Origin of the sequence: Azospirillum halopraeferens DSM 3675, from assembly GCF_000429625.1 — a bacterium.
Classification (GTDB): domain Bacteria; phylum Pseudomonadota; class Alphaproteobacteria; order Azospirillales; family Azospirillaceae; genus Azospirillum; species Azospirillum halopraeferens.
The window spans coordinates 126,361-153,276 of the sequence record NZ_AUCF01000005.1 but is presented as its reverse complement, the minus strand read 5'-3'; the positions used below and the strand labels follow the sequence as shown (position 1 = coordinate 153,276).

Genomic DNA, 26,916 nt, shown 5'->3' with positions numbered 1-26,916 from the left:
GGAAACACCATCCATGACCGAAACGATCTTCCGCAACGCCCGCGTCCTGGACGTCGAGGCCGGCCGCTACGTGGACGGGCAGTCCGTCCTGGTCCGCGACGGGCGCATCGCCGCCGTGGCGGCCGACGCCCACCGGCAGGCCGGCAGCGGCGCCGAGACCATCGACGTGGCCGGCCGCGTGCTGATGCCCGGCCTGTGCGACGGGCATGTCCACGTCACCGCCATCGTCCCCGACTTCGGCCTGCTGGGCCGCCTGTCGCCGGCCTACGTCACCGTGCGCTCGGCCGAGATCCTGGCGGGCATGACGCGGCGCGGCTTCACCACCGTGCGCGACGCCGGCGGCGCCGACTGGGGCCTGGCGCGCGCCATCGCCGAGGGGGCGCTGACGGGGCCGCGCCTGCTGTTCTGCGGCCATGCCCTGTCGCAGACCGGCGGGCACGGCGACATGCGCGGTCCGGGGGAGAACAACCTGGACCGGTGCCTGTGCTGCTCGGGCCTGGGCCGGGTCTGCGACGGCGTGCCGGAGATGCGCCGCGCCTGCCGCGACGAGATCCGCAAGGGCGCCACCCACCTGAAGCTGATGGTGTCGGGCGGCGTGGCCTCGCCCACCGACCGCATCGACTCCACCCAGTTCGCCATGGAGGAGCTGATCGCCGCCTGCGAGGAGGCGGACGCCGCCAACATCCCGGTCATGGCCCACGCCTACACCGGGCGCGCCATCGTGCGGGCGCTGGAGGCCGGCGTGTCGTCGATCGAGCATGGCAACCTGCTGGACGAGGCGGCGGTGGCCACCCTGCTGCGCCTTGACCGCTGGCTCGTCCCGACGCTGGCCACCTATCACGCGCTGGCGGCGGAAGGGCTGGAGGCGGGCATGCCCGCCGACCTGCACAAGAAGGTCTACGACGTGCTGGACGCCGGCACCGAAGCGTTGCGCCTGGCCGCCCGGTCGGGGGTCAAGCTGGTCTACGGCTCCGATCTGCTGGGCACCATGCAGCGCCACCAGTTGAGCGAGTTCGCCATCCGCGGCGCCGTGCAGGAGCCCATCGACATCCTGCGCGCCGCCACCGTCGAAGCCGCCGCCCTGTTCCGCATGAGCGACCGCATCGGCCGGGTGAAGGAGGGCATGCTGGCCGACCTGCTGATCGTCGATGGCGACGTGCTCCATTCCGTCGAGCCGTGGTCGCGCCCGGAGGAAACCATCCGCCTGGTGATGAAGGAAGGGCAGGTCCAGGTGGCGCGGGGGTGACGGCCGGCCGGCGGGGGCGGTTTCTACCCGCCGCCCCGCCGGAACGCGGTGTCGAAGCGCTCCAGCGCGGCGCGGCGCGCCGGCTCGTCCAGGCCGTGGACGGTGATGGCGACGCGCAGCACCGGCAGGCGGAGCAGGGCGATGCGGCGGTCGGGCAGGGGAGTCAGCGTGATCTCCAGACCGGCGGCCGGGCGCTCGCGGTCGCCGTCGACGCTCACCGGCAGGGCGCCGGCGGCGCCCGGCAGCAGGCGCAGGAAGTCGGCCCGCGTCAGGCACATCTCCTTCACCACGGTGGCGGGCGCCATCATCCCCCGGCGACGGGCGGCCACATGGCGATGGCATCGCCGGGCTTCAGCGGGTGGCTGTCGAATCGGCTGGGCTGCACGTAGACGCCGTTGACCAGCACCAGGTGGCACTTGGCGAGCGGCAGGTTGAGCCGCGCGATGACCGACGCGGGCGTGGCGTCGTCGGGCACCTCCAGCGGCGCCTGGTTGTGCTTCGCCCCGGCCGGCAGGTGGCCGGCCAGTGTGGCGTAGAGCTTCACGGTGATCTGCACGGCCGTCACGCCATCTGCGAATGGGCGACGTAGGCATCCATGATGCGCATGGGGTCCCGGCGCAGGCGCTCCTTCCAGGGGCCGAGACGGGTGCCCGCCTGGATCAGGCCGCGCAGGCAACCGATGTGCTGGGTCATGCCGATGGCGGTGCCGCCGACCAGGACGTCGTCTTTGAATTGCAGGCAGAGATAGCGATAGGCATCGTGGTCCACCACTTCGACCGCCTCGCCCCCCTCCACCCCGTCCCACAGGCCGAAGGAGCTGGAGATGAGGCCGAGCGTGTCGAGGACGTTCATCTGCAAGCTGCCATTGTACTGCACGTTGTGGCCGGCCATGTTGAGCGCGGCGATGCGGCCGTGCTCCGACGCGGTCGGCTGGATGGCGTGCACGTCGTGGCCCTTGGTGGAGAAGTCGTAGCCGCGCGCCACGTCGCCGGCGGCGTAGACGTCGTTGGCGCTGGTGCGCATGTAGCGATCCACCAGGATGCCGCCGTCGGTCCGGATGCCGCTGCCCTCCAGGAAATCGGTGTTGGGCTTCACGCCGGCGCACACCACCACCAGATGGGCGGCCAGCATCTCGCCGGTGTCCAGTTCCACGTCGATGGTGTCGCTGTCGCGGGGCGCCTCCTTGCGGCGCAGGAAGCCGAAGATGCCGCGGCTCTTCTCGGCGGCCACCGATTGCAGGCTCTTGATCCGGGTGGAGGTGAGCACGCGCACCCCCTTGGTCTCGCACCACTTTCGGATCATGGTGCCGGCGGTGGGGTTCATCATGCGCGGCACCATGCGGTCGCCCATCTCGACCACCGTCAGGTTGACGCCGCGCATGGCCAGCGCCTCCAGGACGATGCAGCCGATGAAGCCGGCGCCCATCAGCACCACGTGGCTGCCCGGCTCGGCCAGGGTCACGATGTTGCGGGCGTCCTCCAGCGTCCAGCAATGGTGCACGGCTTTGCGCTCCAGCCCGGCGATGGGCGGGCGCACGGGGCGGGCGCCGGTGGCGATCAGCAGGCGGTCGTAATGGAGATGCGACCCGTCGGCGAAAGCGATGCGCTTGGCGTCGGTGTCCAGCCCTTCGGCCGTGCCCTGGCGGAAGCCGATGCCCAGCGTGTCGTAATATCCCGGCGCCTTGCGCAGGTGCGTGCCCTCGGCCGGGATCTTGCCGGTCAGGAAATAGGGGATCGCCATGCGGGAATAAGGTGGCTCCGGCTCGCCGCCGACGAGGGTGATGGTTCCGGCCCGATCGGCCGTGCGCAGGGTTTCGGCGGCGACGACGCCGGCCGGCCCCGCTCCGAGAACGACGTAATGCATGGGGTGCCCCCGTGGGTTCCGTGCGGAGGGTGAGCGGCGGCGGAGGCGGGGGTGTCGCGCCGGGCCCCCTTCCGGCCCCCCCATCGGCGATGGGGGAGGGTTGGGTGGGGGCCCGCCGCGACGCCGCCTCCGTGTGCCGCCTCAGAGCGCCAGGCGGGCCAGCGTCTCGTTGGACGGGACGCCGTCCGGCGACCAGCCGCGCAGGGCGTAGTACTCCGGCAGCATCTTGCCCAGGTCGTTGACGCGGCCCGTCGCCGGACCGGTCTTCGCCGCCTCCTTCAGCAGGCGCTTGGGCAGCGTGTCGTCCTTCGCCGTCAGGCCGGCGGCGAGGTTGAACTGCCGCTCCAGGTTCCAGATGCGCTCGCCCACCTCCAGCATCTTCTCCACCGTCCAGTCGCCCTCGCAGGCGGCGTCCACCTGCGGCGCCACGTCCTGCAGCGTCCAGGCGAAGGAGGTGAAGATGCAGATGCCCGCGCTGTCGAAGGCCGCCGTGGCGTCCTGGAACGCCTTGACGAGCCCGGCCTTGCCGTCGGTGGCCAGGGGGTCGGTCTTCTCGGGGATGCCCAGGATCTCCGACGCCACGGTGTAGCTGCGCAGATGGCAGGCGCCGCGGTTGGAGGTGGCGTAGGTCAGACCCATGCCCTGGATGCCGCGGGAGTCGTAGGCCGGGAACTCCTGCCCCTTGACGCCCATGTGCAGGTCGGGGTGGCCGTACTTCGCCGTCAGCAGCCGGGAGCCCAGGCCGATCTCGGCCCCGAAGCCCTCGCCCTTGCCGGTCAGCTCCGCCAGTTTCACCAGCGCCTCGGCGCTGCCGAACCGCAGTTCGATGCCGCCGGTTTCACGGGTGGTGATCGCCCCGATCTCGAACAGCTCCATGGCCGCCGACACGGTGGCGCCGAAGGAGATGGGGTCCATGCCCTGTTCGTTGCAGATGAAGTTGGCGTAGGTCAGCGCCTCCAGATCGTCGACCCCGGTGTTGGAGCCCAGCGCCCACGCCGCCTCGTACTCCAGGCCGCCCGAGGCGCCCCAGTACTGCGGCTTGTCCTTGACCGAGAAGTGGGTGCGGTCGATCTGCGAGATGCGGCCGCAGGCGATGGTGCAGCCGAAGCAGGCGCCGTTGCGCGCCAGGTTCGCCTTGCCGTCGGTCGGCCGCTTCTCGGCCATCGCCTCGGCCGAGATCTTGTGGGCGCCTTCGAACTGGATGTCGCGGTGGTTGCGCGTGGGCATCGCACCGGACTCGTTGATGACGTTCATCAGCACCTGGGTGCCGTAGGCCGGCAGGCCCTGGCCGGTCACGGCGTTGCCGGCCAGCACCGCCTTGGCCGCCTCGGTCGCCCGGAAGAACGCGTCGAAGTCCTTGATCCGCACGCCCAGCGTACCGCGCACCGCGATGGCCTTCAGGTTCTTCGACCCCATCACGGTGCCCACGCCCGAACGCCCGGCAGCGCGGTGCAGGTCGTTGACGACGCAGGCGTACTTCACGCCCTTCTCGCCGGCCACGCCGATGGACGCGATGCGGATCTGCGGATCGTGATGCTTGGCCTTGATCGCCTCTTCGGTGTGCCACACCGAGGTGCCCCAGAGGTCGTCGGCCGGCAGCAGCCGCGCCGTCTGGTTTTCCACGTGGAGATAGACGGGGGAGGCGGCCCGGCCTTCGACGATGATCATGTCCCAGCCCGCGTTCTTCAGCTCGTTGCCGAAGAAGCCGCCGGAGTTGGAGCAGGCGATGGCGCCGGTCAGCGCGCCCTTGGTGATGACCGTGTAGCGCCCGCCCGTGGACGCCATGGTGCCGGTCAGCGGCCCGGTGGCGAACAGCAGCTTGTTGTCGGGCGACAGCGGATCGACGCGGGGGTCGATCTCTTCCATCAGATACTTGGTGCCGAGGCCGCGCGAACCCAGGTACCTCTGGGCCCACTCCATGTTCAGCGGCTCGGACTTGACGGTGCCCGCGGTCAGGTTGACGCGCAGGATCTTACCGGCCCATCCCATCGTGCAACCCTCCTCAGTTCGCGGTCATCGCCGAATCGGTCTTCGCCGCCCACATCCGCATCTTGTCGAGGCCGGTCCAGTTGGCGTCGACATAGGTGATGGCGGCGGTGGGGCATGCCTTGGCACAGGCGGGATCACCCTCGCAGAGGTCGCACTTCATGACCTTGCCGGTGTCGGCGTTGTAGTTCACCGTGCCGAACGGACAGGCGATCGTACAGACCTTGCAGCCGACGCAGACGTCGTTGTGGATCTCCTTGGCGCCGGTGCCGAGGTTGATCCGGATGGCATCGACCGGGCAGGCGCGCATGCACCAGGCTTCGGCGCACTGGGTGCAGGTGTAGGGGACGAACCGGGCCTCCGCGTCGAAGGTGAACACGCGGATGCGCGACTTCGACGGGTTGAAAACCTTTTCGTTTTCGTACGAGCAGGCCATTTCGCACTGACGACACCCGGTGCACTTGCCGGGGTCGATGTTGAGCGAGCGCTGCATTCTGGGCACTCCTCCGACGGTGTGGAATCCGGAACCTTGCGGGCCGACCCTTCCCGCCGGGGCGTGCGCACGGCACGGCGGCGGGCGAGTGCCCTTTTTCATTATGCGGAAAGCCTATACGCGCCACGGGGCGGGCGGCAAGGGCTGGCAGGGCCCTGTCGATCACTACTTTAGGCGCAGATGGCCGGCGGCGCCCGCCTCCCCCGAAGGAGCGTCTTTCCCGGACGGCGCGGACGTAGCAGGGTTAGGGGCAGGGCGACGGAGCCGAAAGAACCGCACGGGGAGAAGGAATGGCGCAGCGACGCCTCTGGGACATCGGGCCGCCGCTGCGGCCGGGCCTGCCGGTGTGGCCGGGGGATACGCCCTTTGAAGAGGAGCGGACCATGGTCATGGGACCGGGCTGCCCGGTCAACGTGGCACGGGTGACGCTGTCCACCCACAGCGGCGCCCACGCCGACGCGCCCCTGCATTACGACGCCGACGGCGTGCCCGTCGGCGGCCTCGACCTGGACCGCTATCTCGGCCCCTGCCGGGTGGTGGACGCGGTGGGCCGCGGCCCCCTGGTGCCGCCCGAGGTCCTGGACGGGCGGCTCGACGGCGTGCCGCCGCGGGTGCTGCTGCGCACCTACGCCGCCGCCCCGCGCGACGTCTGGGACCCCGGCTTCGCCGCCCTTCATCCCGCCACGGTGGACCGGCTGGCGGCGCACGGCGTGCGGCTGGTGGGTGTCGACACCCCGTCGCTCGATCCGCAGGAGTCCAAGACGCTCGACGCGCACCGCCGGGTGCGGGCCCATGGCATGGCGATCCTGGAGGGGCTGGTGCTGGACGGTGTGGAGCCCGGCGATTACGAACTGATCGCCCTGCCGCTGAACCTCGCCGGCCTGGACGCCGCCCCGGTGCGCGCCGTCCTGCGGGAGCTGGCGTCGTGAGGGGCCAGATGAGCCGCGTCGCCTGCGCCATCCTCGACACGACCGACCCGCTGGCGCCGGCGCGCGAGCGGTTCCTGCTGCCCGAGGGGCTGATCTATCTGGACGGCAACTCGCTGGGGCCGCTGCCCCGCGCCGCCGCGGCGCGGGTGGAGCGCTGCCTGCGCGAGGAGTGGGGGAACGGCCTGATCCGGAGCTGGAACGATGCCGGCTGGATCGACCTGCCGACACGGGTCGGCGACGCCATCGGCCGGCTGATCGGCGCCGCCCCCGGCCAGGTCGCGGTGGCGGATTCCACCTCGATCAACACCTTCAAGGCGCTGGCGGCGGCGCTGGCCCTGCGGCCGGACCGGCGGGTGATCCTGTCGGAGCGCACGGGCTTTCCCACCGACCTCTACGTGGCGCAGGGGCTGGAGGCGCTGCTGGGCGGCGGTGTCACCCTGCGTCTGGTGGAGCGGGAGGAGGCGGCCGCGGCCGTGGACGGCGCTGTAGCGGTGGTGTTGCTGACCCATGTGGACTACCGCAGCGGCCACATGCTGGACCTGGCGGCGGTGACCCGGGCGGCGCACGACGCCGGGGCGCTGATGCTGTGGGACCTGGCGCACAGCGCCGGGGCGGTGCCCGTCGACCTGGACGGCGCCGGCGCCGACCTGGCGGTCGGGTGCGGCTACAAGTACCTGAACGGCGGTCCCGGCGCGCCGTCCTTCCTGTACGTGGCCGAACGGCTGATCGGCGCCTTTCGCCAGCCGCTGACGGGGTGGCTGGGGCACGCGGCGCCCTTCGCCTTCGAACAGGCATACCGGCCGGCCCCGGACATCCGCCGCGTCCTGTGCGGCACGCCGCCGGTGCTGTCCATGGCGGCCCTGGAGGCCGGGGTGGAGGAACTGCTGGCTGTGGACATGACCCGGCTGCGCCGCAAGAGCCTGTCGCTGACCGGGCTGTTCCGCCGCCTGGTGGCGGAGCGCTGCGCCGGCCTCGGCCTGCTGACGTACGGGCCGTCGGATCCCGAGGCATGCGGCAGCCAGGTATCGTTGCGCCACCCCGAGGCGTATGCGGTGATGCAGGCGCTGATCGCCCGCGGCGTCGTCGGCGACGTCCGCGCCCCGGACATCCTGCGCTTCGGCTTCGCCCCCCTGTACGTGCGCCATGTCGACGTGTGGGACGCGGTGGAAGCCCTGCGCGACGTGCTGGCCACCGGCGCCTGGGACCGGCCGGAGTTCCGCCGGCGCGCGGCGGTGACCTGACGGGAGGGGAGGGAGCATGCCATGAGCGGAGGTCCGACGACCGGGGACCGCGGCGGCGCCGAACACGGGGCGCACACCGACTTCTCCGACGCCATGAGTTATGGCGACTATCTCGGCCTGGACACGCTGCTGGCGGCGCAGCACCCGCGCTCGCCCTGCCACGACGAGCTGCTGTTTATCGTCCAGCATCAGACGACCGAGCTGTGGATGAAGCTGGTCATCCATGAACTGATGGCGGCGCGCGCCCACATCGCCGCCGACGATCCGGGGCCGGCCTTCAAGATGCTGGCCCGGGTGGCGCGGGTGATGGCGCAACTGATCCAGGCGTGGGACGTGCTGTCCACCCTGACGCCCAGCGAGTACACGGCGTTCCGCGACCACCTCGGGCGGTCGTCGGGGTTCCAGTCCTACCAGTACCGCACCATCGAGTTCCTGCTGGGCAACAAGCAGGAGGCCATGATCGCCCCCCACCGCCACCGCCGCGACCTGACGACGGCGCTGGAGGCGGCCCTGCGCAGCCCCAGCCTGTACGACGAGGCGGTGCGCGCCCTGGCCCGCCGCGGCCTGCCCGTGCCGGCCGACCGGCTGGAGCGCGACTGGTCGCAGCCCTACGTCGCGGCCGACGGGGTGCGCGACGCCTGGCTGGCCGTCTACCGCGACCCGGAGCGGCACTGGAGCCTCTACGAGCTGGCGGAGAAGCTGGTGGATCTGGAGGACGCCGTGCGCCAGTGGCGGTTCCGCCACGTCACCACGGTGGAGCGGGTCATCGGCTTCAAGCGCGGCACCGGCGGCACGCCGGGGGTGGCCTACCTGCGCCGCATGCTGGACGTCCGCCTGTTCCCGGAGCTGTGGGACGTCCGCACCTCCCTGTGAGCAATGTGCGGTGGCGGCATGGTTCTTTAGTACAAGGTTCAAGATTCGTTAATTGTGCCTTGATACGATGATTCGGTGGGGCAGCGTGCGGAGGCCGCCATGCCTGCAGTGATGGATGCGGAGACGCGCCGGAAGCTTGAGGATGCCATGCTGCGCAAGGCGGAGCAGGAGGTGTCCCGGCTCCGGCGGATGGCCGAGTCCGGCGATCCCGAGGTGGTGGAGCAGGGGGCCCTGTCGGCGGGCGAACTGCTGAAGGCGCGGGAGTTTCCCTCCCAGCGTGCGGCGGAATTCCGCGAGATCCTGAAGGGAATCCAGCGCGACGCCTTTGCCCGCAGCGTCGATGCCCTGGTGACTATGGCCGAGCGCCGCGGCCATGCCGGCGACGAGAAGGGCCGCAACGAGATCCTGGCCAGGGCCAAGCAGCATTTCGCCAAGGCCGTCCGCTTCGGTGCCACCGAGGAGTTCCGCCATGGTGTCGAGCGGCGCGTCCAGGCCGCCCTGATGACCACCGCCGACGGCGTCGACGCCCGCACCAAGGCCGCGAACGCCCGCAAGCTGGCGCAGCACGACGTCGGCGCCAAGCCGCCCGACGGTGTTCCCGAGCGCCGCCGCGCCATCCGCTACGCCGATCCGGTGGTGACGGTTGAGATGGGCGGGCGGCGCTATGCGACCGTCAACTGGTCGACCCGCGGCCTGCTGATCGAAGGCTACCGCGGCGAGCTGGAGCTGTCCGCCGGCGACCGCGTCCGCCTCGACATCCGCTGTGACGAGCTGCCGGGGCGGGAACCCGGGCGGCAGGCGGCGACGGTGATCCGCTACGACGCGGACCGCACGGCGCTCGCCCTTGACTTCCCGACCATCAGCACGGTCATGCTCGACCTCGTCCACGCCATGAAGGACGCCGGCATCACCCCCGAACCGGAGCGGTAGGCGGCGCCGGGGCGTCTCCCCGCAGCGCCGCCAGGGCGTCGGGCGTGTCCACGTCGCGCAGCACGGCGTCGTCGCCCACCTCCACCTCGCAGAGCTGATCGGCGTTGGCGCCGATCAGGTGGCGCGCCCCGGTGTCGCCGGTGATGGCGGCCATGTCGGCGAAGTGATCGCGGCTCCACAGCACCGGGTTGCCGCGCTTGCCGGCCACCGTGGGCACACAGATCCCGCGGCCCTCCACCGGGGCGAAGGCGGCGATCAGCCGGTCGAGGATCGCCGGCGTCACCACGGGCATGTCGCCCAGGCACACCAGCACTCCGTCCGCATCGTCCGGCAGGGCCGCCAGCCCGGCGCGCAGGGACGTGCTGAGCCCGGCGGCGTGGTCGGGGTTGTGCACGGTGGTGACCGGCCGGCCGGTCAGCGCCGCGTCCACCGCCGCGCGGTCGTGGCCGGTGACCACCACCACGGGATGGGCGCGCGACGCCAGGGCGGCGTCCACGGTGTGGGCGACCAGGGGTTTGCCGTCCAACTCCGCCAGCAGCTTGTTGGGGCCGCCCATGCGGGTGGACCGGCCGGCCGCCAGCACCAGGGCGGCGATGCGGGACGCCCGGGGTGCCTGCGCGTCGCCGCCGTCCGCCGCGTCCGCCGGGGGATGGCCGGCGCGGGGCAGGGGACGGGTCGGGATCTCCGCCAGCAGGCCGCCGACGCCCATGTCCATGACGTCCTCGCGCCCCACGGGGATGCCCGCGGCCAGGCGCCGGAGCACCCAGTCGAAGCCGTTGAGCCGGGGCGAGCGGGCGCAGCCCGGCAGCCCCAGAACGGGCACGCCGCCCAGGCGCGCCAGCAGCAGCAGGTTGCCGGGGTCGACGGGCATACCGAAATGCTCCACTTGGCCGCCCGCCGCCTCCACCGCTGCCGGCAGCACGTCGCGCCGGTCGGTGATGGCCGAGGCCCCGGCGATCAGCAGCAGGTCGGGCGCGTCCGCCGCCAGCCCGACCAGGGCGTCGGCCACCGCCGCCACGGCGTGCTCGCACCGCGTCTCCGCCGCCAGCGTCCCACCCAGCGCAGCCAGCCGGTCGCGGGTGACGGCCACGGTCTTGTCGAGCATCGCGTCCTTGACGCCCCAGAAGCGGGTCTGAAGGAGCCCGGCGCGCAGCGGGCGGTAGGGCGCCACGCGCAGCGGCGGGCCGCCCGCCACCTCCGTCAGCCCGGCCAGCACCCGCTCCACCGCGTCGCGCGGTGCGGCGAAGGGGATGATCTTGACCGTGGCGACCATCCGGCCGGGTTCCACCGGGGTGAAGGGGGCCAGGGTGGCGACGGTCACCGCCTCGTGGGTGCGGTTCAGGCGGTGGATGGGCTCGGCCCCCACCACCGCCAGCCCGGCGGCGGCGGCGAACAGGTTGACGCGGCCGGTGAAGGGCGCGGCCACGGACAGGTGGGGTCCGGCCAGCGCGGCGGCGACGCGGGCGGCGGCATCCTCCTCCTCCACGTCGTCGGGGCCGGGGCGGGCGACGACCACCTCGGCGAAGCCGGCGGCCTCCAGGGCGGCCGTGTCGGCCGCGCTCAGGCGGCGCCCTTTCCTGAAGATCAGGCAGCCCTTGCGCACGGAATGGGCGAGGATGGCACCCTGCGCCGCGGCGACCGGAACCGGTCCGAACTCCATCGCTGATCCCTCTCCCCGGCACATTCCGGCGCGCGCCCGCCGGCCCCCCTTGAAGAAGGAGCACGGCGGCAGGCTGTCAAGGCGCCGCCGCCGCCGGTTCCGGCGATTGACATCGAACCGCAACGGAACCGCCATTCGAACGTCATTCGCATACAGCATTGTGCGTGCCCGCACCGCCGCCACCGTTTCCGGGTTCCGCACCGCCATGTCCGTTCCCTGTTCCGTCGAGCTTGACCGGGTCACCAAGCGCTGGGGAACCGCGACCGCCGTCGACGGGGTCAGCCTGACGGCGCAGGCCGGGCAGATGCTGGTGCTGCTGGGACCGTCGGGCTGCGGCAAGTCGACGACGCTGCGCCTGGTCGCGGGGCTCGACTCCCTCACCTCCGGGCGGGTGCTGATCGGCGGTGCGGACGTGTCGGCGCTGCCGCCGGCACGCCGGCGCATCGCCATGGTGTTCCAGTCCTACGCCCTGTTCCCCCACCTCAGCGTCGCCGACAACATCCTGTTCGGCCTTCAGGTGCGCCGGGTTCCCGTGGTCGAGCAGCGCAAGCGGCTGGCCCGGGCGGCCGACCTGCTGGGGCTGGGCGCGCTGCTGGAGCGGCGGCCGGCGCAGCTTTCGGGCGGGCAGCAGCAGCGGGTGGCGCTGGGCCGCGCCATCGTCGCCGACGCGCCGGTGTGCCTGATGGACGAGCCGCTGTCCAACCTGGACGCGCAGCTCCGCCACGAGATGAGGCGGGAGATCCGGGCGCTCCAGCTCCGCCTCGGCATCACCATGGTGTACGTCACCCATGACCAGACCGAGGCCATGAGCATGGCCGACCAAGTCGTGCTGATGAACGGCGGCCGCGTGGAACAGGCCGGCACGCCGGACGCGCTGTACGCCCGCCCGGCCTCGGTCTTCGCGGCGCGCTTCATCGGCACGCCGCCCATGAACGTGTTCGATCTGCCGCAGTTCCCCGGCGTGCGCCTGGGTGTGCGGCCGGAGGCGATGACCCTCGCCCCGTCCGGCCCCGGCCTGGCGGCGACGGTGGCCGACACCGACTACCACGGTGCCGACACGGTGGTGCTGTGCCGCGTCGGCGAGGGGGCGGAGGCGCAGACGCTGGCCGTGCGCACGCCGGGCCACGCCCCGTTGGCCCCGGGGGCATCGGTGCGCCTGTCCTGGGCCCCCGACGCCGTGCACGCCTTCGACGCCGCCACCGGCCTGCGGCGTCCGGACGAGGATGACCTGCGCCGCGCCGCGGCGCAGTAGCGCATAAGAACCGAGAGGAGCAAAGAATGACCGTGCGCAAGGGTTGGATGACGGCGGCGCTGACCGCCGCGCTGGCGCTGTCGGCCGGCGCGGCCGACGCCGCGACGAAGATCAGCTTCTACTATCCGGTCGCGGTGGGCGGCCCGATCACCAAGATCATCGACGGCTACGTCGCCGAGTTCGAGAAGGAAAACCCCGGCATCGACGTCGAGCCGGTGTACTCCGGCAGCTACCAGGACACCATCACCAAGGTGCTGACGGCCCTCAAGGGCGGAGATGCGCCGCAGGTGGCGGTGATCCTGTCCACCGACATGTACACGCTGATCGACGAGGACGCGGTCGTTCCCTTCGACGATCTGGTGAAGACCGACGCCGACAAGGCGTTCCTGGACGCCTTCTATCCCGCGTTCATGGAGAACAGCCGCACCGGTGGCAAGACCTGGGGCATTCCCTTCCAGCGCTCCACCATCGTCGCCTACTGGAACAAGGACGCGTTCCGCGAGGCCGGCCTGGATCCCGAGGCGGCGCCGCAGACCTGGGACGAGCTGCTGGCGATGGCCACCAGGCTCACCAGGCGTGACGGCAACGGCAACGTAACGCAGTGGGGCGTGCAGATCCCCTCGTCCGGCTTCCCTTACTGGCTGTTCCAGGCGCTGACCACCCAGAACGACGTGCGCCTGATGAACGAGGCGGGCACCGAGACCTATTACAACGACCCGGCGGTGGTCGAGGCGCTGCAATACTGGGTCGACCTGGCCAACACCCACAAGGTGCATCCGCCGGGCATCGTGGAGTGGGGCACCACGCCCAAGGACTTCTTCGAGGGCAAGGCGGCCATGGTGTGGACCACCACCGGCAACCTGACCAACGTGCGCAAGAACGCCCCGTTCCCCTTCGGCGTCGCCATGCTGCCGGAGAAAAAGCGGCGCGGCAGCCCGACCGGCGGCGGCAACTTCTACATCTTCAAGTCGGCCACGCCGGAGCAGCGCGACGCCGCCTTCAAGCTGGTGCAGTGGATGACCACGCCGGAACGTGCCGCCCGGTGGGGCATCGACACCGGCTATGTCGCCGTGCGCCCGGACGCCTGGGAGACGCCGGCCATGAAGGCGTACGTCGCCGACTTCCCGCCCGCCGCCGTGGCCCGCGACCAGCTTCCCCACGCCTGGGCGGAGCTGTCCACCCATGAGAACCAGCGCGTGACCAAGGCCCTCAACGACGGCCTGCAGGCCGCGCTGACCGGCGCCAAGACCCCCGCGCAGGCCATGGAGGACGCCCAGAAGGAGGCGGACCGCATCCTGAAGGCCTACCGGTAACCCGCATCCCTCCCCCGGCCGCGGGGGAGGGAACCCCCTGTCGCGAGTGCCCCCCACCATGCCGCTTCGCATCGCCACGCAGGTCCACGGCTGGCTGCTGCTGCTTCCGGCGGCGGTGCTGCTGGTCGCGTTCACCCACTATCCCGCGATGGCGGCCCTGTGGAACTCGCTGCACAGCACGCCGCGGGGCAGCCGGCCGGCCCGTTTCGTCGGGCTGGACCAGTACGCCGCCATGGCGCAGGACCCGATCTTCCTGCAGAGCCTGATGAACAACGCCCTGTTCGTGTTGGGCACGGTGCCGCTGTCCATCGCGCTGGCGCTGGCCATGGCCCTGTGGGTCAACGGCCGGCTGCGCGGGCGTACGGCCCTGCGGGTGGCGTACTTCACCCCCACGGTGCTGCCGATGATCGCGGTGGCGAACATCTGGCTGTTCTTCTACACCCCCGGCTACGGCCTGCTGGACCAGATCACCGGCCTGTTCGGGCTGCCCGCCCACAACTGGCTGGGCGATCGGTCGACCGCCCTGCCGGCGCTGATGGCGGTGACCGTGTGGAAGGAGGCGGGGTTCTTCATGATCTTCTACCTCGCCGCGCTGCAATCCATCCCGCCGACCCTGCGCGAGGCGGCGGACCTGGAAGGGGCGGGGCGCTGGACCTTCTTCCGCCGGGTGACCTTTCCGCTGCTGATGCCGACCACCCTGTTCGTGCTGGTCAACGCCATCATCAACGCCTTCCGGCTGGTCGACCACGTCATCGTGATGACCCGCGGCGGCCCCGACAACGCCACGGCACTGCTGCTGTTCTACATCTACGAGGTGGGGTTCCGCTATTGGGACACCGGCTACGCCGCGGCGCTGACGGCGGTGCTGCTGGCCATCCTGGTGGTGCTCGCCATCGGCCAGTTCCTATACCTCGACCGCAAGGTGCATTACCGATGACCGCCCGCCTGTACGTCGCGGTGGAGACGGCGGCGGCGTGGCTGCTCGCCCTGCTGTGGGTGCTGCCGCTGCTGTACGCCGTGTGGACGGCCTTCCACCCCGGTGCCTACGCCGTGCGCTTCGACCTGCTGGCGCCGCTGACGCTGGAGAACTTCGCCCGCGCCTGGGAAGCGGCGCCGTTTCCCCGCTACCTGCTCAACACCTTCCTGCTGGTGACGGGCATTCTCGCCGGCCAGCTCGTGCTGTGCACGCTGGCCGCCTATGCCTTCGCCCGCTTCGACTTCGTCGGGCGCGACGTCATGTTCCTGCTGGTGCTGGTGCAGCTCATGATCATGCCCGACGTGCTGATCGTGGAGAACTACCGCACCATGCACGCCCTGGGGCTGGTGGACACCATCACCGCCGTGGGGCTGCCCTACGTCGCCTCCGCCTTCGGCATCTTTCTGCTGCGCCAAACCTTCAAGACCGTCCCGCGGGAACTGGACGAGGCCGCGCGCGTCGAAGGGGCGGGCCCCCTGACCGTGCTGTGGCGGGTGTATGTCCCTCTCGCCAAGCCGGTGTACGTGGCGTATGGGCTGGTGTCCGTCAGCCACCACTGGAACAATTTCCTGTGGCCGCTGATCGTCACCAACTCCGTCCACACGCGGCCGCTGACGGTGGGGCTGTCGGTCTTCGCCTCCACCGACCAGGGGATCGACTGGTCGGTCATCACCGCCGCCACCCTGATGACCGCGGCGCCCCTGCTGCTGGCTTTCCTGCTGTTCCAGCGCCAGTTCGTGCAGAGCTTCATGCGCGCCGGCATCAAGTGAACCGGTCCCGGCCCGGAACAGGGCGGGCGGTTGGGGGGTTTCCATGCCGTCCCCTCGCGAGGGATGTGTCGGCAAGGGAACCTGCGGCATGGCCGTCCATCACACCGCCCCACCGGCCGGAGCCGGCCTCCGCACGCCGGAGGCGCCGATCCCGCCGGAGACGCCCATCCTGGTGCCCGGCAAGACCTGCTGGCGCATCGCGCGAGCCGACCGGCTGGCCCTGATCGTCGATGCCGCCGCCTACTTCGCCGCCGCCAAGGCGGCCATGGGGCTGGCCCGCCACCGCCTGATGATGGTCGGCTGGGATTTCGACCTGCGCATCCGTCTCGAACCCGACCGGGAGGATGCCCGCCAGCCGGATATGCTCGGCCGCTTCGTCCAGCATCTGGTGCAGAGCCGGCCGGGTCTGCAAGCCTTCATCCTGAAGTGGGACATGGCGATGGTGAAGACCATCGCACGCGAGATCGTGCCGCTGCTGGTCATGCAATGGCTGACCATGCGGCGCATCCACTTCCGCCTGGACAGCGAGCACCCGCTGGACGCCTGCCACCATCAGAAGCTGATGGTGATCGATGACGCGCTGGCGTTCTGCGGCGGCATCGACATGACCCGCGACCGCTGGGACACGCCGGAGCATCGCGAGAACGACCCCTGCCGGGTCGAACCCGACGGCACGCCGTATGAGCCGTTTCACGACGTCGCCGCCCTGTTCGACGGCGACGCGGCTGTCGCCATGGGCGACCTGGCGCGGCGGCGCTGGCGCCGCGCCGGCGGCCGGCGGCTTCCCCCGGTGCCGCCGCCGTCCGGCCCATTTCCCTGGCCCGACGGCGTGGCCGTGGCAATGCGCAACGTCGACGTCGCCATCGCCCGCACCGAGCCAGACTACGACGGCCATCCCCTGATCGACGAGATCAAGGAGCTGTACGTGGCCGCCCTGTCGGCGGCGCGCCGGACCATCTATCTGGAAAGCCAGTATCTATCGTCGCGCGCCATCCGCGAGGTGCTGGTCCGTCGCCTGGAGGAGCCCGGCGGGCCGGAGGTGGTTGTGGTCAACCCGCAGCACGCGGAGGGATGGCTGGAGCGCTGGAGCATGGACGCCGCGCGCAGTCAGGTGGTCGGCCGCCTGCGCCGCGCCGACCGGCACGACCGCCTGCGCCTGTTCTACCCGGTCAACGCCGCCGGCACCCCCATCTACGTCCACGCCAAGGTTATGGTGATCGACGACCGGTTGTTGCGTCTGGGCTCCTCCAACCTCAACAACCGGTCCATGGGCTTCGACACGGAGTGCGACGTGGCGGTCGATGCGGCCGGCCAGCCGGACGAGCCGGCGGTGCGTCGCGCCATCATCGCCTTCCGCAACCGGCTGCTGGCCGAGCATCTCGGCGTCCCGCCGGAGGACCTGGCGGCGGCGATCGACGCCCGCGGCTCGCTGGTCGCCGCCATCGACGCCCTGCGCCGGGACGAGGGCCGCAGCCTGCGCCCACTGGAGGTGCGTGACCTGGGCGAGACCGAGGCGAGCCTGGTCGACCTGCAACTCTTCAATCCGGAAAGCCGGACCCACCGCGAACGCCGCCTGGTCCACGCGATGAAGAAGACGGTGACCCGCTACTATCCCCTGGTCGCCGGCCTGGCGGCCGGCGTGGCCGTGGGGCTGGCGTTGCGGCGGCGGCGGCGCTGACGGGCGGTCGGGCCGCTCAACCCTCCCGCTCCCCGTCCAACTCGTGCAGGTCGGCCAGGATCTCCTCCATGCGGGTCAGGCGCTGGCGGGCGGGGGCGCCGATCTCGCGGGCGACCAGGGTGGCAAGGTGGCCGAGTACGGTGATCGCCGGACCCAGGCTGTCGAATATGCCGGTGGAGTGGACCTCCACCGGGATCGTCCAGGTCGCCAGCTTGCGCAGGTCCACTGCCGGGCGGTCGCAGATCAGCAGCGTGCGCAGCTCCAGCCGCCGCCCCAGTTCCAGCAGGCGGCGCACCCGCGGGATGCGGCGGCGCAACCCGATCACCACCAGCGCGTCGCCGGCCTGCACCCCCGACAGGGTTTCCCCCAGCGTCTGGCCCGCCGCCGGCAGCAGCAGGGCGCCGGGGCGGAGCTGCACCAGCAACTGGCGGAAATAGGCGGCGAGGTAGTAGCTGTTGCGGAACCCCGCCACATAGACCTGACCGGCTCCGGCCAGGGCGCGGACGATCGCCTGCACCTCGTCCGGGCGCAGGGCTTCCACCGTGCGGGTCAGGTTGACCGTCTCGCGCTCCAGCAGGCGTGAGAGCTGGGTGTCGATGGTCCCGGCACCGGCCTGGTCCAGAGGGGCGGCGCCGCTGCCGCCGCGCACCTCCCGCCGCAGGGCGGCGAAATCCTCATACCCCAGGCGCTGGAACAGCCGTGTCGCCGCCGCCTTGGACACCCCGGCCTGTTGCGCCAGTTCGGTGGCCGAATAGCTGGACACCCGGTCGTGCAGGTCCAGCAGCAGGTCGGCCAGCTTGCGCTCGTTGGGGGGGAGGCGCCCGTAATGGTCGCGGATGCGGGCCACCAGGCCGGCGGATGCCTCGTCGCTCACGGCAATTCCCTCGCGTTCCGGTACATCAGTTTCATCATATCACCGAGTATGAAACACCAGTTTTAATTTTCGTTGACAGACGGCGGCGGCCGGCCCGATCATCGGCGCCATCGGGCCAACCTGCTCCGGGAGCCGGTAACATGCATCCACCGACCGTGTCATGGGCCGCCCGCGCCGACCGCTGGGGCGGTGCGCTGAACCGGTGGGTGGAGCGGCTCTGTGCACTTCTGGTCGTCGTGCTGGTGCTCGACGTGTGGCTGGGCGTGCTGGCGCGCTACGTGCTGCCGATCCACCTCACCTTCACCGAGGAGCTGGCACGCTACCTGATGATCTGGGTGGCTCTGCTGGCGGTGTCCTGCGGCGTCTACCGGCGCGAGCACATCGGCATGCTGTTCCTGTTCGAACGCCTGCCGGGCCGCGCGCGGCGTGCGGTGCTGCTGGGGCTGGACGGTGCGGCGTTCGCCTTCTTCGCGCTGCTGGCCTGGTACGGCATCGGCTTCACCGCCGCCGGGGCCAAACAGTTCTCCATGATCTTCGGCATGAGCAAGGCGCTGCCCTTCGCCGCCGTGCCGGTGACCGCGGCCCTGGCCGGCATCCAGGTGGTGCTGGCGGCGGTGCGCGACCAGGGGCGCCTCGACGACTTCGGGACGGAGCGGATTCCATGACGCTGGTTGCCGTCACCTTCTTCGGCCTGCTGCTGCTCGGCATGCCCATCGGCTACGTGCTCGGCATCGCCGGCGTGGTCGGCATGCTGCAGATCGGCGGCGAGCAGTTCGTCAGCATGGCGCCGCGGCGCTTCTTCGCCGGACTGGACCTGTTCCCCTTCCTGGCCATGCCCTTCTTCATCCTGGCCGGCGAGATCATGAACCGGTCGGGCATCACCCGGCGCCTGGTGGAGTTCGCCGACGCGCTGGTCGGTTTCCTGCGCGGCGGCATGGCTCATTCCAACATGGTGGCGTCCGTGCTGTTCGCCGGCATCACCGGGGCCGCCACCGCCGACGCCGCGGCCTTCGGCAACACCATGGTGCCGGCCATGGTGAAGAAGGGCTACAGCCGGCCCTTCGCCTGCGCGGTGACGGCCGCCGGCTCGATCATCGGGCCGACCATCCCGCCGTCGAACCTGATGGTGATCTACGGCTCGCTGATGGGGGTGTCGATCGCCGGCCTGTTCGCCGCGGGCATCCTGCCGGGCCTGCTGATCTGCCTGATCTGCATGGCGGTGATCGCGGCGCTGGGGCGGCGGCTGAACCTGCCCAAGGGGACGGAGCGGCCGAGCCTGCGCTCCATCCTCGTCGCCTTCCGCAGCAGCCTGGTGGCGATGGTCATGCCGCTGATCATCCTGGGCGGCATCCTCGGCGGGATCGTCACGCCGACCGAGGCCGCCTCCATCGCCGTGGCCTACGCGCTGGTGATCGGCGGGCTGGTCTACCGCACCATCTCCGTGGCCGACCTGGTGGAGATGTGCATCCGCACGGCGCGCGTCACCGGGGTGATCTTCCTGATCATCGCCTCCGCCTCGATCCTCGGCTGGTGGATGACGTTCGAGAAGATCCCGCAGCTCATCGCCGTCACCTTCCTGCAAATCTCCGACGATCCCGCCGCCATCATCGCCATGATCCTGGCGCTGCTGCTGGTGATCGGCCTGTTCATGGACGTCAACGCGGCGCTGATCATCCTGGCGCCGGTGCTGGCGCCGCTGACCGCCACCATCGGCATGGACCCGGTGCACGCCGGCATCATGATCGTGCTGGCGCTGAACATCTCGCTGATGACGCCGCCGGTGGGGGCCTGCCTGTTCGTGCTGGCCTCCGTCACGGGGGAGCGGGTGGAGGCCATCTCCCGCGCGCTCGCCCCCTTCATCGTCGCCGAAATGGCGGTCCTCGTCCTGATCGCCTTCTGGAGCGACCTGACCCTGTTCCTGCCGCGCCTGCTGGCCGGCTGACGCCCCCCAACAACGGAGTGTTCGAGATGTCGCTGATCCGCCGCCTCTCCACCGCCGCCGCGGCGCTCGCCGTCGCCGCCGGCCTCGGCCTGTCGCCGGCGCTGGCCGGGACGACGCTGAAGCTCGGCCACCTCAACCCGGCCGACCCGATGCAGAGCCATTCCGGCGCCATGGCGGCGGTGTTCAAGGCGCTGGTGGAATCGGGCACCAACGGGGAGATCACCGTCGACCTGTTCTCCGACGGCCAGCTCGGCAAGGACGACGAGGTGATCCAGCAGGTGCGCGACGGGGTCATTCAGGCCAGCATCTCCTCGGCCGGCGGCATCGCCGCCCATTACCCGCTGGTCGGCGTCTTCGACGTGCCCTTCGCCTTCCCCAACATCGCCGTGGCGCACAAGGTGATGAACCTGGACAGCGCCTTCGGCCGGACCTTCGCCGCGGACGTCGAGGCCCGGACGGGGCTGAAGGTGGTGGGGCTGCTGGACAGCGGCGGGTTCTTCGCCATCTCCAACTCCCGGCGGCCGATCACCTCGGTCGCCGACATGAAGGACCTGCGCATCCGCACCATGACGCTGCCGACCCATGAGACCATCGTGTCGTCGCTGGGCGGCCGCCCGACGCCGCTGCCCTGGGCGGAGGTCTACACCGCCCTGCAGACCGGCGTCGCGGACGGGCAGATGAACCCCATCCCGATCATCGCCTTCGCCAAGTTCGACGAGGTGCAGAAGTACCTGACCATCACCAACCACATCATCACCCCCTATGTCTGGGTGATGAACAAGGGCTTCTACGACGGCCTGACGGCCGAGCAGCGGGCGGTGGTCGACTACGCCGCCGCCGCCGCGGTGGACGCCGGGCGCGGCATCTCCCGCATCATCGAGGCGTCCGAGCGCGGCCTGCCCAAGCTGGCGAAGAAGATGGAGGTGAACGCCCTGTCGGCCTCGGAGCGCGCCGCCTTCGCCGAGGCGACCCAGCCGGCGGTGCGCAAGCTGATCGTCGACAAGTTCGGCGCCGAGGGCGAAGCCATGCTGAACGCCCTGATGACCGAGATCGAGACGGCGTCGAAGTAGCGAGGCGCGTGGTCGCGCCGGGGCGCCGGGGCGACCACCCCCATCCCCACCGCACGCACAAGACAACGACCGAAGACCCCATGACCCTCCCCACGCTCCACGGCCTGCGGCTGATCGCCAATCCCGCCGCCTCTCCGGACGCCCTCTACGGGCCGCGCCAGTGCGCCATCCTGTCGCCGGCGGGGCTGGCGGCGGCGCGGCGCGAGATCGCGTCGTGGCCGGGCTACGCGCCGACGCCGCTGGTGGCGCTGCCCGGCCTGGCCGCCGCCGCCGGCGTCGCCGACATCCGCTACAAGGACGAATCCGGGCGGTTCGGCCTGGGCAGCTTCAAGGCGCTGGGCGGCGCCTACGCGGTGCTGCGCCTGCTGCGCAGCCGGCCCGACCGGCACCCGGCGGAGATCACCGTGTGCTGCGCCACCGACGGCAACCACGGCCGCTCCGTCGCGTGGGGGGCGCGGCAGTTCGGCTGCCGCTGCGTCATTTTCATCCACGCCACCGTCAGCGAGGGGCGCCGCGCCGCCATCGCCGCCTACGGCGCCGAGGTGATCCGCACCGCCGGCACCTATGACGACAGCGTGCGCGCCGCGGCGGAGGCCGCCGCCCGCAACGGCTGGCACGTGGTCTCCGACACCTCCTACGACGGCTACCGCGACATTCCCCGCGACGTCATGCAGGGCTACACGGTGATGGCGGAGGAGGCGCTGGAGCAGATCCCCGCCCCGCCGACCCACGTCTTCGTGCAGGGCGGTGTCGGCGGCCTGGCCGCCGCCGTGTGCGCCCAGCTCTGGCAGCGCTACGGCGCCCGCCGGCCGGTCTTCGTGGTGGCCGAGCCCGACCGCGCCGACTGCCTGTTCCGCAGCGCCGCCGCCGGCCGCCGCGTCGCGGTGCCCGGCGACCTGAACACGCTGATGGCCGGGCTGGCCTGCGGCGAGGTGTCGGAACTGGCCTGGGAGATCCTGGAGCCGGCCGCTCCCTTCTTCACCGCCATCCCCGACGACGCCGCGGTGGCGGTGATGCGCCTGCTGGCCGACGGGGTGGACGGTGACCCGCCGCTGGTCGCCGGCGAGTCCGCCGTCGCCGGCCTGGCGGTGGCCCTGGCCGCGGCGCAGGACCCGCCGGCCCGGGCCAAGCTGGGCCTGGGCCCGGACGCACGGGTGCTGGTCTTCGGCACCGAGGGCGCCACCGATCCCGACCTGTACGAGGAGCTGGTCGGCCGCCCCGCCGCGTCGGTCGCGGGGGCCGCATGACCGGCGCCGCCTCCAACCTGCCCGCGGTGTCCGGCACCCGACTGCTGGACCGGCTGGAGCGGCTGGCCCGGGTCGGCGCCATCGACGGCGGCGGCTGCCGCCGCCTGGCGCTCACCGACGAGGATCGCGCCGGGCGCGACCTGGTGACGGGCTGGATGCGCGACCTCGGCCTTGCCGTCACCGTGGACGCCATCGGCAACGTGGTGGGGGTGCGCCCCGGGCTTGAGGACGGGCCGCCGGTGATGACGGGGTCGCACATCGACACGGTGGCGACCGGCGGGCGCTACGACGGCTGCCTCGGCGTTCTCGCCGGGCTGGAGGTGGTGCAGACCCTGAACGAGGCCGGCATCACCACCCGCAAGCCCCTGGCCGTCGGCGTCTTCACCAACGAGGAGGGGGCGCGCTTCGCCCCGGATATGATGGGCAGCGCCGTCCACCAGGGCAGCCTGGCCCTGGACGAAGCCCTGGACGCCCGCGACCGCGACGGCGTGCGCGTCGGCGACGCGCTGGCGCGCATCGGCTACGCCGGGCCGGAGCCGGTGGGTGCGCAGCGCGCCGCCGCCTTCGTGGAGCTGCACATCGAGCAGGGGCCGGTGCTGGACCGCGAGGGCATCGCCATCGGCGCCGTGACCGGGGTGCAGGGCATTTCCTGGACCGAGGTGGTGGTGGAGGGCGTGTCCAACCACGCGGGCACCACGCCCATGGACCTGCGCCGCGACGCCGCCTATGCGGCGGCGGCGCTGGCGGTGGAGGTGCGCGCCATCGCCACGCGCCTCGGCCCGCCGCAGGTGGGCACCGTCGGCGTGATCGTGCCGGAGCCCAACCTGATCAACGTGGTTGCGCGCCGCGCCACGCTCACCGTCGATCTGCGCAACACCGACGACGCCGTGCTGCAACGGGCCGAAGCGCTGCTGGCCGACGCCATCGACCGCCTGGCCGCGGCGGAGGGGGTGGGCATTACCACCCGCCGCCTCGCCCGCTTCGCCCCCGTGCCCTTCGACCCCGCGGTCGTGGAGCTGGTGGAGCGCACGGCGCGGGGCCTCGGCCTCACCGTGCGCCGGCTGCCCAGCGGCGCCGGCCACGATGCCCAGATGTTCGCCCCCAACGCGCCGACCGGGATGATCTTCGTGCCCTCGCGGGACGGGATCAGCCACAACGTCGCCGAACACACCGACCCCGCCCAACTGGAGGCCGGGGCCAACGTGCTGCTGCGGGTCCTGCTGGACCTCGCCGCCTGACCGCAGGATGCCCATGAGCACCCCTTCCCCCCGCATCGTCACCGTCGCCGCCGCCCAGCTCGGCCCCATCGCCCGCGGTGAGAGCCGCGCCGCCGTGGTGGCCCGCCTGATCGCCCTGCTGCACCGGGCGCACGCCCGCGGCGCCACCCTGGTGGTCTATCCCGAGCTGGCGCTGACCACCTTCTTTCCCCGCTGGTTCATGGCGGACCAGGCGGAGATCGACGGCTTCTTCGAGACGGAGATGCCCGGTCCCGACACGCGGCCCCTGTTCCGCGAGGCGGCGCGGCTGGGCGTCGGCTTCTATCTCGGCTTCGCCGAGCTGACCCGCGAGGGCGGGCGCACCCGGCGGTTCAACAGCGCGATCCTGGTGGACGGGCAGGGCGGGGTGGTTGGCCGCTACCGCAAGGTCCACCTGCCGGGCCACCGCGAGCACGAGCCGTGGCGCGCCTTCCAGCACCTGGAGAAGCGCTATTTCGAGCCGGGCGAGCAGGGCTTTCCGGTGTGGGACGCCTTCGGCGGCCGGGTCGGGATGTGCCTGTGCAACGACCGCCGCTGGCCGGAGACCTACCGCACCATGGCCCTTCAGGGGGCGGAGCTGGTGCTGCTGGGCTACAACACGCCGCTGCACTACCCGCCGGTGCCGCAGCACGACCACCTTCAGGGATTCCACAACCATCTGGTCATGCAGGCCGGCGCCTACCAGAACGGTACCTGGGTGGTCGGCGTCGCCAAGGCCGGCCGCGAGGAGGGCTGCGACCTCCTGGGCCAGAGCTGCATCATCGCCCCCACCGGCGAAATCGTCGCTCAATGCGCCACGGTGGGCGACGAGGTGATCGTCCATGACGTCGACCTCGCGCGCTGCGACGAGATCAAGCGGAACGTCTTCAACTTCGCCCTCCACCGCCGGCCGGACCAGTACGCGGGGTGGTGCGGTTGAGGGGGAAGGCCGGAGGGCGATCCGAAGGCTGAGGGATGGGACGATGGAAAAGGGGCTCCGCTGCGGAGCCCCTCTCTTTTTGAATTCGCCCCTTACCCGCTCCCGAGAACCCGGCGGGCGTCGTCGACCGGGACGGCGGACCGGAAGGTGGTGACGGAATCGATCGGCGCCGGCCGCCGTTGCCGCCGGCCGCCCGACGACACCGTCATAGGGAAAGTAACCGCACTTTCCCTGTCCCGAACCCGACAAAACACCCCGCGTGTCGGAATTGCGACATGCCCGCGCACCTGCCCGAAACCTCTCCGGTCGGGCAGTATCCCCGTGAAATCAGAGGGATAGAGTGACGTCTCCGGCTGGCACGCGGCTTGCTGTCAGCACAGTGCCGCGCGCTAGGACGCAAGCCCATTCAGGAGACCGGGATGCACATCGTCGTCTGTATCAAGCAGGTGCCCGACAGCACCCAGATAAGAATCCACCCGGTGACCAACACCATCATGCGCCAGGGCGTGCCGGCGATCATCAATCCCTACGACCTCTTCTCGCTGGAAGAAGCGCTGCGCATCAAGGACAAGACCGGCGCGCGCGTCACCATGCTGACCATGGGACCGCCGATGGCCGAGGCGGCGCTGCGCAAGGCGCTGTCGTTCGGGGCGGACCAGGCGGTGCTGTTGACCGACCGCAAGTTCGCGGGCTCCGACACCCTGGCCACCTCCTACGCGCTGTCCGCGGCGATCCGCAAGCTGGGCGAGGAGGAGCCGGTCGACATGGTGTTCTGCGGCAAGCAGACCGTCGACGGCGACACCGCCCAGGTCGGCCCCGGCATCGCCACGCGCCTGGGGCTCCGGCAGCTCACCTACATCTCGTCCGTCGTGGACCTGGACCTTGCGAAGCGGGAGATCACCGTGCAGCGCCGGTCCGAAGGCGGGGTGCAGGTGCTGAAGACGGCCCTGCCGGTGATGATCACCATGCTGGAGGGAACCAACACCATCCGCTTCGGCACCATGGACGACCTGTTCCGCGCCGCCCGCACCGAGATCAGGGTGTGGAGCAAGGACGACTGCGTGGAGGACGAGACCAAGGTCGGCCTCAAGGGCTCCCCCACCGTGGTGTCCAAGGTCTTCGTGCCCAAGCCCCGCGCCGAGAAGGCCAAGTTCATCGAGGCCGAGGGCGGTGAGCCCGCCGGCGTCGCCGCCGCCGCGGTGGAGACCATCTTCGCCGCCCAGCCCAAGCTGGCCGCCGGCCTGCTGGCCCGCGCCGCCGCCGGCGCCTGAACGCCCGCCCCCGTCACCCCCCATTCGAGAGAGACGCCATGAGCGAAGCCGCACCGAGCAAGCCGCAGGGCCGCCGCTTCCAGTTGCCCGAGCATCTGAAGGCCTACAAGGGCGTGTGGGTGATCGTGGAGCAGGAGCGGGGCGCCGCCCATTCCGTGTCGTGGGAGCTGGTGGGCGAGGCCCGCAAGCTGGCCGACAAGCTGGGCGTCGAGGTGGGCGCCGTCGTGCTGGGCGCCGCCGGCCCCGATCTGGAGCGCATCTGCGGCGAGTCCTTCGGCTACGGCGCGGACGTGGTCTACAAGGTCACGCACCCGGTGCTGGCCGATTACCGCACCGACCCCTACGCCCGGGTGATGACCGACGTGGTCAACACCTTCAAGCCGGAGATCGTGCTGCTGGGCGCCACCACGCTGGGCCGCGACCTGGCGGGCGCCATCGCCACCACGCTGGCCACCGGTCTGACCGCCGACTGCACCGAATTGGACATCTACGCCGAGAACCGCAGCCTGGCGGCCACCCGCCCGACCTTCGGCGGCACGCTGCTGTGCACCATCCAGACGCTGGCCTACCGGCCGCAGATGGCCACGGTGCGCCCGCGCGTCATGGCCATGCCCGACCGCGACGAGACGCGGACGGGGCAGGTCATCGAGGTGACACCGGACCTGGCGGAGGAGGATTTCGTCACCAAGGTGCTGAGCTTCATCCCCGACAGCGAGCGCAACGAGGCCCAACTGGCCTTCGCCGACATCATCGTCGCCGCCGGCAAGGGCCTGCAGAAGGCTGAGAACATGTCCCTGGTGTGGGACCTGGCGCGGGTGCTGGGCGCCGAGGTCGGCGTGTCGCGGCCGCTGGTGCAGGCGGGCTGGGTCGGCAACGACCGGCAGGTCGGGCAGACCGGCAAGACGGTGCGGCCCACCCTCTACATCGCCGCCGGCATCTCCGGCGCCATCCAGCACCGGGTCGGCATGGAGAAGTCCGACCTGATCCTGGCCATCAACACCGACCCCAACGCGCCGATCTTCGACTTCGCCCACCACGGCATCGTCGGGGACGCGCTGAAGATCCTGCCCGCCCTGACCGACGCTTTCTCCCGGAAGCTGTCCGTCAACCGGCTGGCGAGCTGAGAC

The 26,916-nt window shown here is 71.3% G+C and carries 25 protein-coding genes; 18 read left to right on the top strand and 7 right to left on the bottom strand.

Annotated features, from left to right (window positions below; genetic code table 11):
* The first annotated feature begins 13 nt into the window (after nt 1-13).
* On the top strand, nt 14-1,246 hold the full coding sequence (locus G472_RS0106955) for a metal-dependent hydrolase family protein (RefSeq protein WP_029007799.1): 1,233 nt from the start codon (nt 14-16) through the stop codon (nt 1,244-1,246).
* A gap of 23 nt (nt 1,247-1,269) precedes the next feature.
* On the opposite strand, the gene G472_RS0106950 is transcribed toward G472_RS0106955, so the two are convergent.
* The 5 genes from G472_RS0106950 to G472_RS0106930 form a co-directional block, all read right to left on the bottom strand.
* Nucleotides 1,270-1,551, bottom strand: coding sequence for a hypothetical protein (locus G472_RS0106950; protein WP_051340520.1), 282 nt, complete (start codon nt 1,549-1,551; stop codon nt 1,270-1,272).
* On the bottom strand, nt 1,551-1,811 hold the full coding sequence (gene thiS / locus G472_RS0106945) for a sulfur carrier protein ThiS (protein ID WP_211100152.1): 261 nt from the start codon (nt 1,809-1,811) through the stop codon (nt 1,551-1,553). Before thiS ends, G472_RS0106950 begins: the two co-directional genes overlap by 1 nt.
* The gene (locus G472_RS0106940; RefSeq protein ID WP_029007796.1) at nt 1,808-3,109 is read right to left on the bottom strand and encodes an NAD(P)/FAD-dependent oxidoreductase; all 1,302 of its coding nucleotides are present in this window, start codon (nt 3,107-3,109) and stop codon (nt 1,808-1,810) included. The genes thiS and G472_RS0106940 overlap by 4 nt, the downstream gene beginning before the upstream one ends.
* A gap of 141 nt (nt 3,110-3,250) precedes the next feature.
* Nucleotides 3,251-5,098 carry an aldehyde ferredoxin oxidoreductase family protein gene (locus G472_RS0106935; RefSeq protein WP_029007795.1) on the bottom strand — a complete coding sequence of 616 codons (1,848 nt, stop codon included), beginning with the start codon at nt 5,096-5,098 and terminating at the stop codon, nt 3,251-3,253.
* A gap of 13 nt (nt 5,099-5,111) precedes the next feature.
* The gene (locus G472_RS0106930; protein WP_029007794.1) at nt 5,112-5,588 is read right to left on the bottom strand and encodes a 4Fe-4S dicluster domain-containing protein; all 477 of its coding nucleotides are present in this window, start codon (nt 5,586-5,588) and stop codon (nt 5,112-5,114) included.
* A gap of 290 nt (nt 5,589-5,878) precedes the next feature.
* Here G472_RS0106930 and kynB point away from each other — a divergent pair, with 290 nt between their 5' ends.
* From kynB to G472_RS0106910, 4 genes are all read left to right on the top strand, one after another.
* Nucleotides 5,879-6,517: an arylformamidase gene (gene kynB / locus G472_RS0106925; RefSeq protein WP_029007793.1), complete on the top strand. Its 639-nt coding sequence runs from the start codon at nt 5,879-5,881 to the stop codon at nt 6,515-6,517.
* An 8-nt stretch (nt 6,518-6,525) separates the two neighbouring features.
* Entirely contained in the window at nt 6,526-7,758 is a 1,233-nt protein-coding gene (gene kynU / locus G472_RS0106920) for a kynureninase (RefSeq protein WP_029007792.1), read from the top strand.
* Between the two features lie 21 nt (nt 7,759-7,779).
* Nucleotides 7,780-8,631: a tryptophan 2,3-dioxygenase gene (kynA, locus tag G472_RS0106915; RefSeq protein ID WP_029007791.1), complete on the top strand. Its 852-nt coding sequence runs from the start codon at nt 7,780-7,782 to the stop codon at nt 8,629-8,631.
* A gap of 99 nt (nt 8,632-8,730) precedes the next feature.
* On the top strand, nt 8,731-9,561 hold the full coding sequence (locus G472_RS0106910; protein WP_156927027.1) for a hypothetical protein: 831 nt from the start codon (nt 8,731-8,733) through the stop codon (nt 9,559-9,561).
* Here G472_RS0106910 and G472_RS31710 read toward each other — a convergent pair.
* Nucleotides 9,539-11,221, bottom strand: a complete 1,683-nt coding sequence (locus G472_RS31710) for an NTP transferase domain-containing protein (RefSeq protein ID WP_035691441.1) — start codon at nt 11,219-11,221, stop codon at nt 9,539-9,541. The genes G472_RS0106910 and G472_RS31710 overlap by 23 nt on opposite strands.
* Before the next feature lie 205 nt (nt 11,222-11,426).
* On the opposite strand from G472_RS31710, the gene G472_RS31705 reads away from it, so the two are divergent.
* The 5 genes from G472_RS31705 to G472_RS31700 all read left to right on the top strand — a co-directional run bounded on the left by G472_RS31705 (nt 11,427) and on the right by G472_RS31700 (nt 17,210).
* A complete protein-coding gene (locus G472_RS31705) occupies nt 11,427-12,473 on the top strand; it encodes an ABC transporter ATP-binding protein (protein WP_035691521.1) in 1,047 nt (348 codons plus the stop codon).
* A gap of 26 nt (nt 12,474-12,499) precedes the next feature.
* Nucleotides 12,500-13,786 (top strand): ABC transporter substrate-binding protein, encoded by a 1,287-nt coding sequence (locus G472_RS0106895; RefSeq protein WP_035691439.1) that lies wholly within the window; start codon nt 12,500-12,502, stop codon nt 13,784-13,786.
* Between the two features lie 58 nt (nt 13,787-13,844).
* Nucleotides 13,845-14,723, top strand: a complete 879-nt coding sequence (locus G472_RS0106890) for a carbohydrate ABC transporter permease (protein WP_029007788.1) — start codon at nt 13,845-13,847, stop codon at nt 14,721-14,723.
* A complete protein-coding gene (locus G472_RS0106885; RefSeq protein WP_029007787.1) occupies nt 14,720-15,532 on the top strand; it encodes a carbohydrate ABC transporter permease in 813 nt (270 codons plus the stop codon). Before G472_RS0106890 ends, G472_RS0106885 begins: the two co-directional genes overlap by 4 nt.
* An 88-nt stretch (nt 15,533-15,620) precedes the next feature.
* Nucleotides 15,621-17,210 carry a phospholipase D-like domain-containing protein gene (locus G472_RS31700; protein ID WP_084536497.1) on the top strand — a complete coding sequence of 530 codons (1,590 nt, stop codon included), beginning with the start codon at nt 15,621-15,623 and terminating at the stop codon, nt 17,208-17,210.
* A 16-nt stretch (nt 17,211-17,226) separates the two neighbouring features.
* Here G472_RS31700 and G472_RS0106875 read toward each other — a convergent pair whose 3' ends face one another.
* Nucleotides 17,227-18,084 carry a MurR/RpiR family transcriptional regulator gene (locus tag G472_RS0106875; protein ID WP_029007786.1) on the bottom strand — a complete coding sequence of 286 codons (858 nt, stop codon included), beginning with the start codon at nt 18,082-18,084 and terminating at the stop codon, nt 17,227-17,229.
* A gap of 140 nt (nt 18,085-18,224) precedes the next feature.
* Here G472_RS0106875 and G472_RS31695 point away from each other — a divergent pair, with 140 nt between their 5' ends.
* From G472_RS31695 to G472_RS0106830, 8 genes are all read left to right on the top strand, one after another.
* Nucleotides 18,225-18,749 (top strand): TRAP transporter small permease, encoded by a 525-nt coding sequence (locus tag G472_RS31695; RefSeq protein ID WP_035691438.1) that lies wholly within the window; start codon nt 18,225-18,227, stop codon nt 18,747-18,749.
* Nucleotides 18,746-20,026, top strand: coding sequence for a TRAP transporter large permease (locus G472_RS0106865; RefSeq protein WP_029007785.1), 1,281 nt, complete (start codon nt 18,746-18,748; stop codon nt 20,024-20,026). The genes G472_RS31695 and G472_RS0106865 overlap by 4 nt, the downstream gene beginning before the upstream one ends.
* A 26-nt stretch (nt 20,027-20,052) precedes the next feature.
* Nucleotides 20,053-21,096 carry a TRAP transporter substrate-binding protein gene (locus G472_RS0106860; RefSeq protein WP_051340519.1) on the top strand — a complete coding sequence of 348 codons (1,044 nt, stop codon included), beginning with the start codon at nt 20,053-20,055 and terminating at the stop codon, nt 21,094-21,096.
* Nucleotides 21,097-21,176: 80 nt separating this feature from the next.
* Nucleotides 21,177-22,343 (top strand): diaminopropionate ammonia-lyase, encoded by a 1,167-nt coding sequence (locus tag G472_RS0106855; protein WP_029007783.1) that lies wholly within the window; start codon nt 21,177-21,179, stop codon nt 22,341-22,343.
* Entirely contained in the window at nt 22,340-23,581 is a 1,242-nt protein-coding gene (locus tag G472_RS0106850; RefSeq protein WP_029007782.1) for a Zn-dependent hydrolase, read from the top strand. The genes G472_RS0106855 and G472_RS0106850 overlap by 4 nt, the downstream gene beginning before the upstream one ends.
* Before the next feature lie 13 nt (nt 23,582-23,594).
* Nucleotides 23,595-24,518: an N-carbamoyl-D-amino-acid hydrolase gene (locus G472_RS0106845; RefSeq protein ID WP_029007781.1), complete on the top strand. Its 924-nt coding sequence runs from the start codon at nt 23,595-23,597 to the stop codon at nt 24,516-24,518.
* A 419-nt stretch (nt 24,519-24,937) separates the two neighbouring features.
* On the top strand, nt 24,938-25,789 hold the full coding sequence (locus G472_RS0106835) for an electron transfer flavoprotein subunit beta/FixA family protein (RefSeq protein WP_029007780.1): 852 nt from the start codon (nt 24,938-24,940) through the stop codon (nt 25,787-25,789).
* 38 nt (nt 25,790-25,827) lie between these two features.
* Nucleotides 25,828-26,913, top strand: coding sequence for an electron transfer flavoprotein subunit alpha/FixB family protein (locus tag G472_RS0106830; RefSeq protein WP_029007779.1), 1,086 nt, complete (start codon nt 25,828-25,830; stop codon nt 26,911-26,913).
* The last annotated feature ends 3 nt before the right edge of the window (nt 26,914-26,916 follow it).

Coding starts and splice junctions, on each gene's coding strand:
- G472_RS0106955 (WP_029007799.1), top strand. CDS start 14: ATGACCGAAACGATCTTCCGCAACGCCCGCGTCCTGGACGTCGAGGCC.
- G472_RS0106950 (WP_051340520.1), bottom strand. CDS start 1,551: ATGGCGCCCGCCACCGTGGTGAAGGAGATGTGCCTGACGCGGGCCGAC.
- G472_RS0106940 (WP_029007796.1), bottom strand. CDS start 3,109: ATGCATTACGTCGTTCTCGGAGCGGGGCCGGCCGGCGTCGTCGCCGCC.
- G472_RS0106935 (WP_029007795.1), bottom strand. CDS start 5,098: ATGGGATGGGCCGGTAAGATCCTGCGCGTCAACCTGACCGCGGGCACC.
- G472_RS0106930 (WP_029007794.1), bottom strand. CDS start 5,588: ATGCAGCGCTCGCTCAACATCGACCCCGGCAAGTGCACCGGGTGTCGT.
- kynB (WP_029007793.1), top strand. CDS start 5,879: ATGGCGCAGCGACGCCTCTGGGACATCGGGCCGCCGCTGCGGCCGGGC.
- kynU (WP_029007792.1), top strand. CDS start 6,526: ATGAGCCGCGTCGCCTGCGCCATCCTCGACACGACCGACCCGCTGGCG.
- kynA (WP_029007791.1), top strand. CDS start 7,780: ATGAGCGGAGGTCCGACGACCGGGGACCGCGGCGGCGCCGAACACGGG.
- G472_RS0106910 (WP_156927027.1), top strand. CDS start 8,731: ATGCCTGCAGTGATGGATGCGGAGACGCGCCGGAAGCTTGAGGATGCC.
- G472_RS31710 (WP_035691441.1), bottom strand. CDS start 11,221: ATGGAGTTCGGACCGGTTCCGGTCGCCGCGGCGCAGGGTGCCATCCTC.
- G472_RS31705 (WP_035691521.1), top strand. CDS start 11,427: ATGTCCGTTCCCTGTTCCGTCGAGCTTGACCGGGTCACCAAGCGCTGG.
- G472_RS0106895 (WP_035691439.1), top strand. CDS start 12,500: ATGACCGTGCGCAAGGGTTGGATGACGGCGGCGCTGACCGCCGCGCTG.
- G472_RS0106890 (WP_029007788.1), top strand. CDS start 13,845: ATGCCGCTTCGCATCGCCACGCAGGTCCACGGCTGGCTGCTGCTGCTT.
- G472_RS0106885 (WP_029007787.1), top strand. CDS start 14,720: ATGACCGCCCGCCTGTACGTCGCGGTGGAGACGGCGGCGGCGTGGCTG.
- G472_RS31700 (WP_084536497.1), top strand. CDS start 15,621: ATGGCCGTCCATCACACCGCCCCACCGGCCGGAGCCGGCCTCCGCACG.
- G472_RS31695 (WP_035691438.1), top strand. CDS start 18,225: ATGCATCCACCGACCGTGTCATGGGCCGCCCGCGCCGACCGCTGGGGC.
- G472_RS0106865 (WP_029007785.1), top strand. CDS start 18,746: ATGACGCTGGTTGCCGTCACCTTCTTCGGCCTGCTGCTGCTCGGCATG.
- G472_RS0106860 (WP_051340519.1), top strand. CDS start 20,053: ATGTCGCTGATCCGCCGCCTCTCCACCGCCGCCGCGGCGCTCGCCGTC.
- G472_RS0106855 (WP_029007783.1), top strand. CDS start 21,177: ATGACCCTCCCCACGCTCCACGGCCTGCGGCTGATCGCCAATCCCGCC.
- G472_RS0106850 (WP_029007782.1), top strand. CDS start 22,340: ATGACCGGCGCCGCCTCCAACCTGCCCGCGGTGTCCGGCACCCGACTG.
- G472_RS0106845 (WP_029007781.1), top strand. CDS start 23,595: ATGAGCACCCCTTCCCCCCGCATCGTCACCGTCGCCGCCGCCCAGCTC.
- G472_RS0106835 (WP_029007780.1), top strand. CDS start 24,938: ATGCACATCGTCGTCTGTATCAAGCAGGTGCCCGACAGCACCCAGATA.
- G472_RS0106830 (WP_029007779.1), top strand. CDS start 25,828: ATGAGCGAAGCCGCACCGAGCAAGCCGCAGGGCCGCCGCTTCCAGTTG.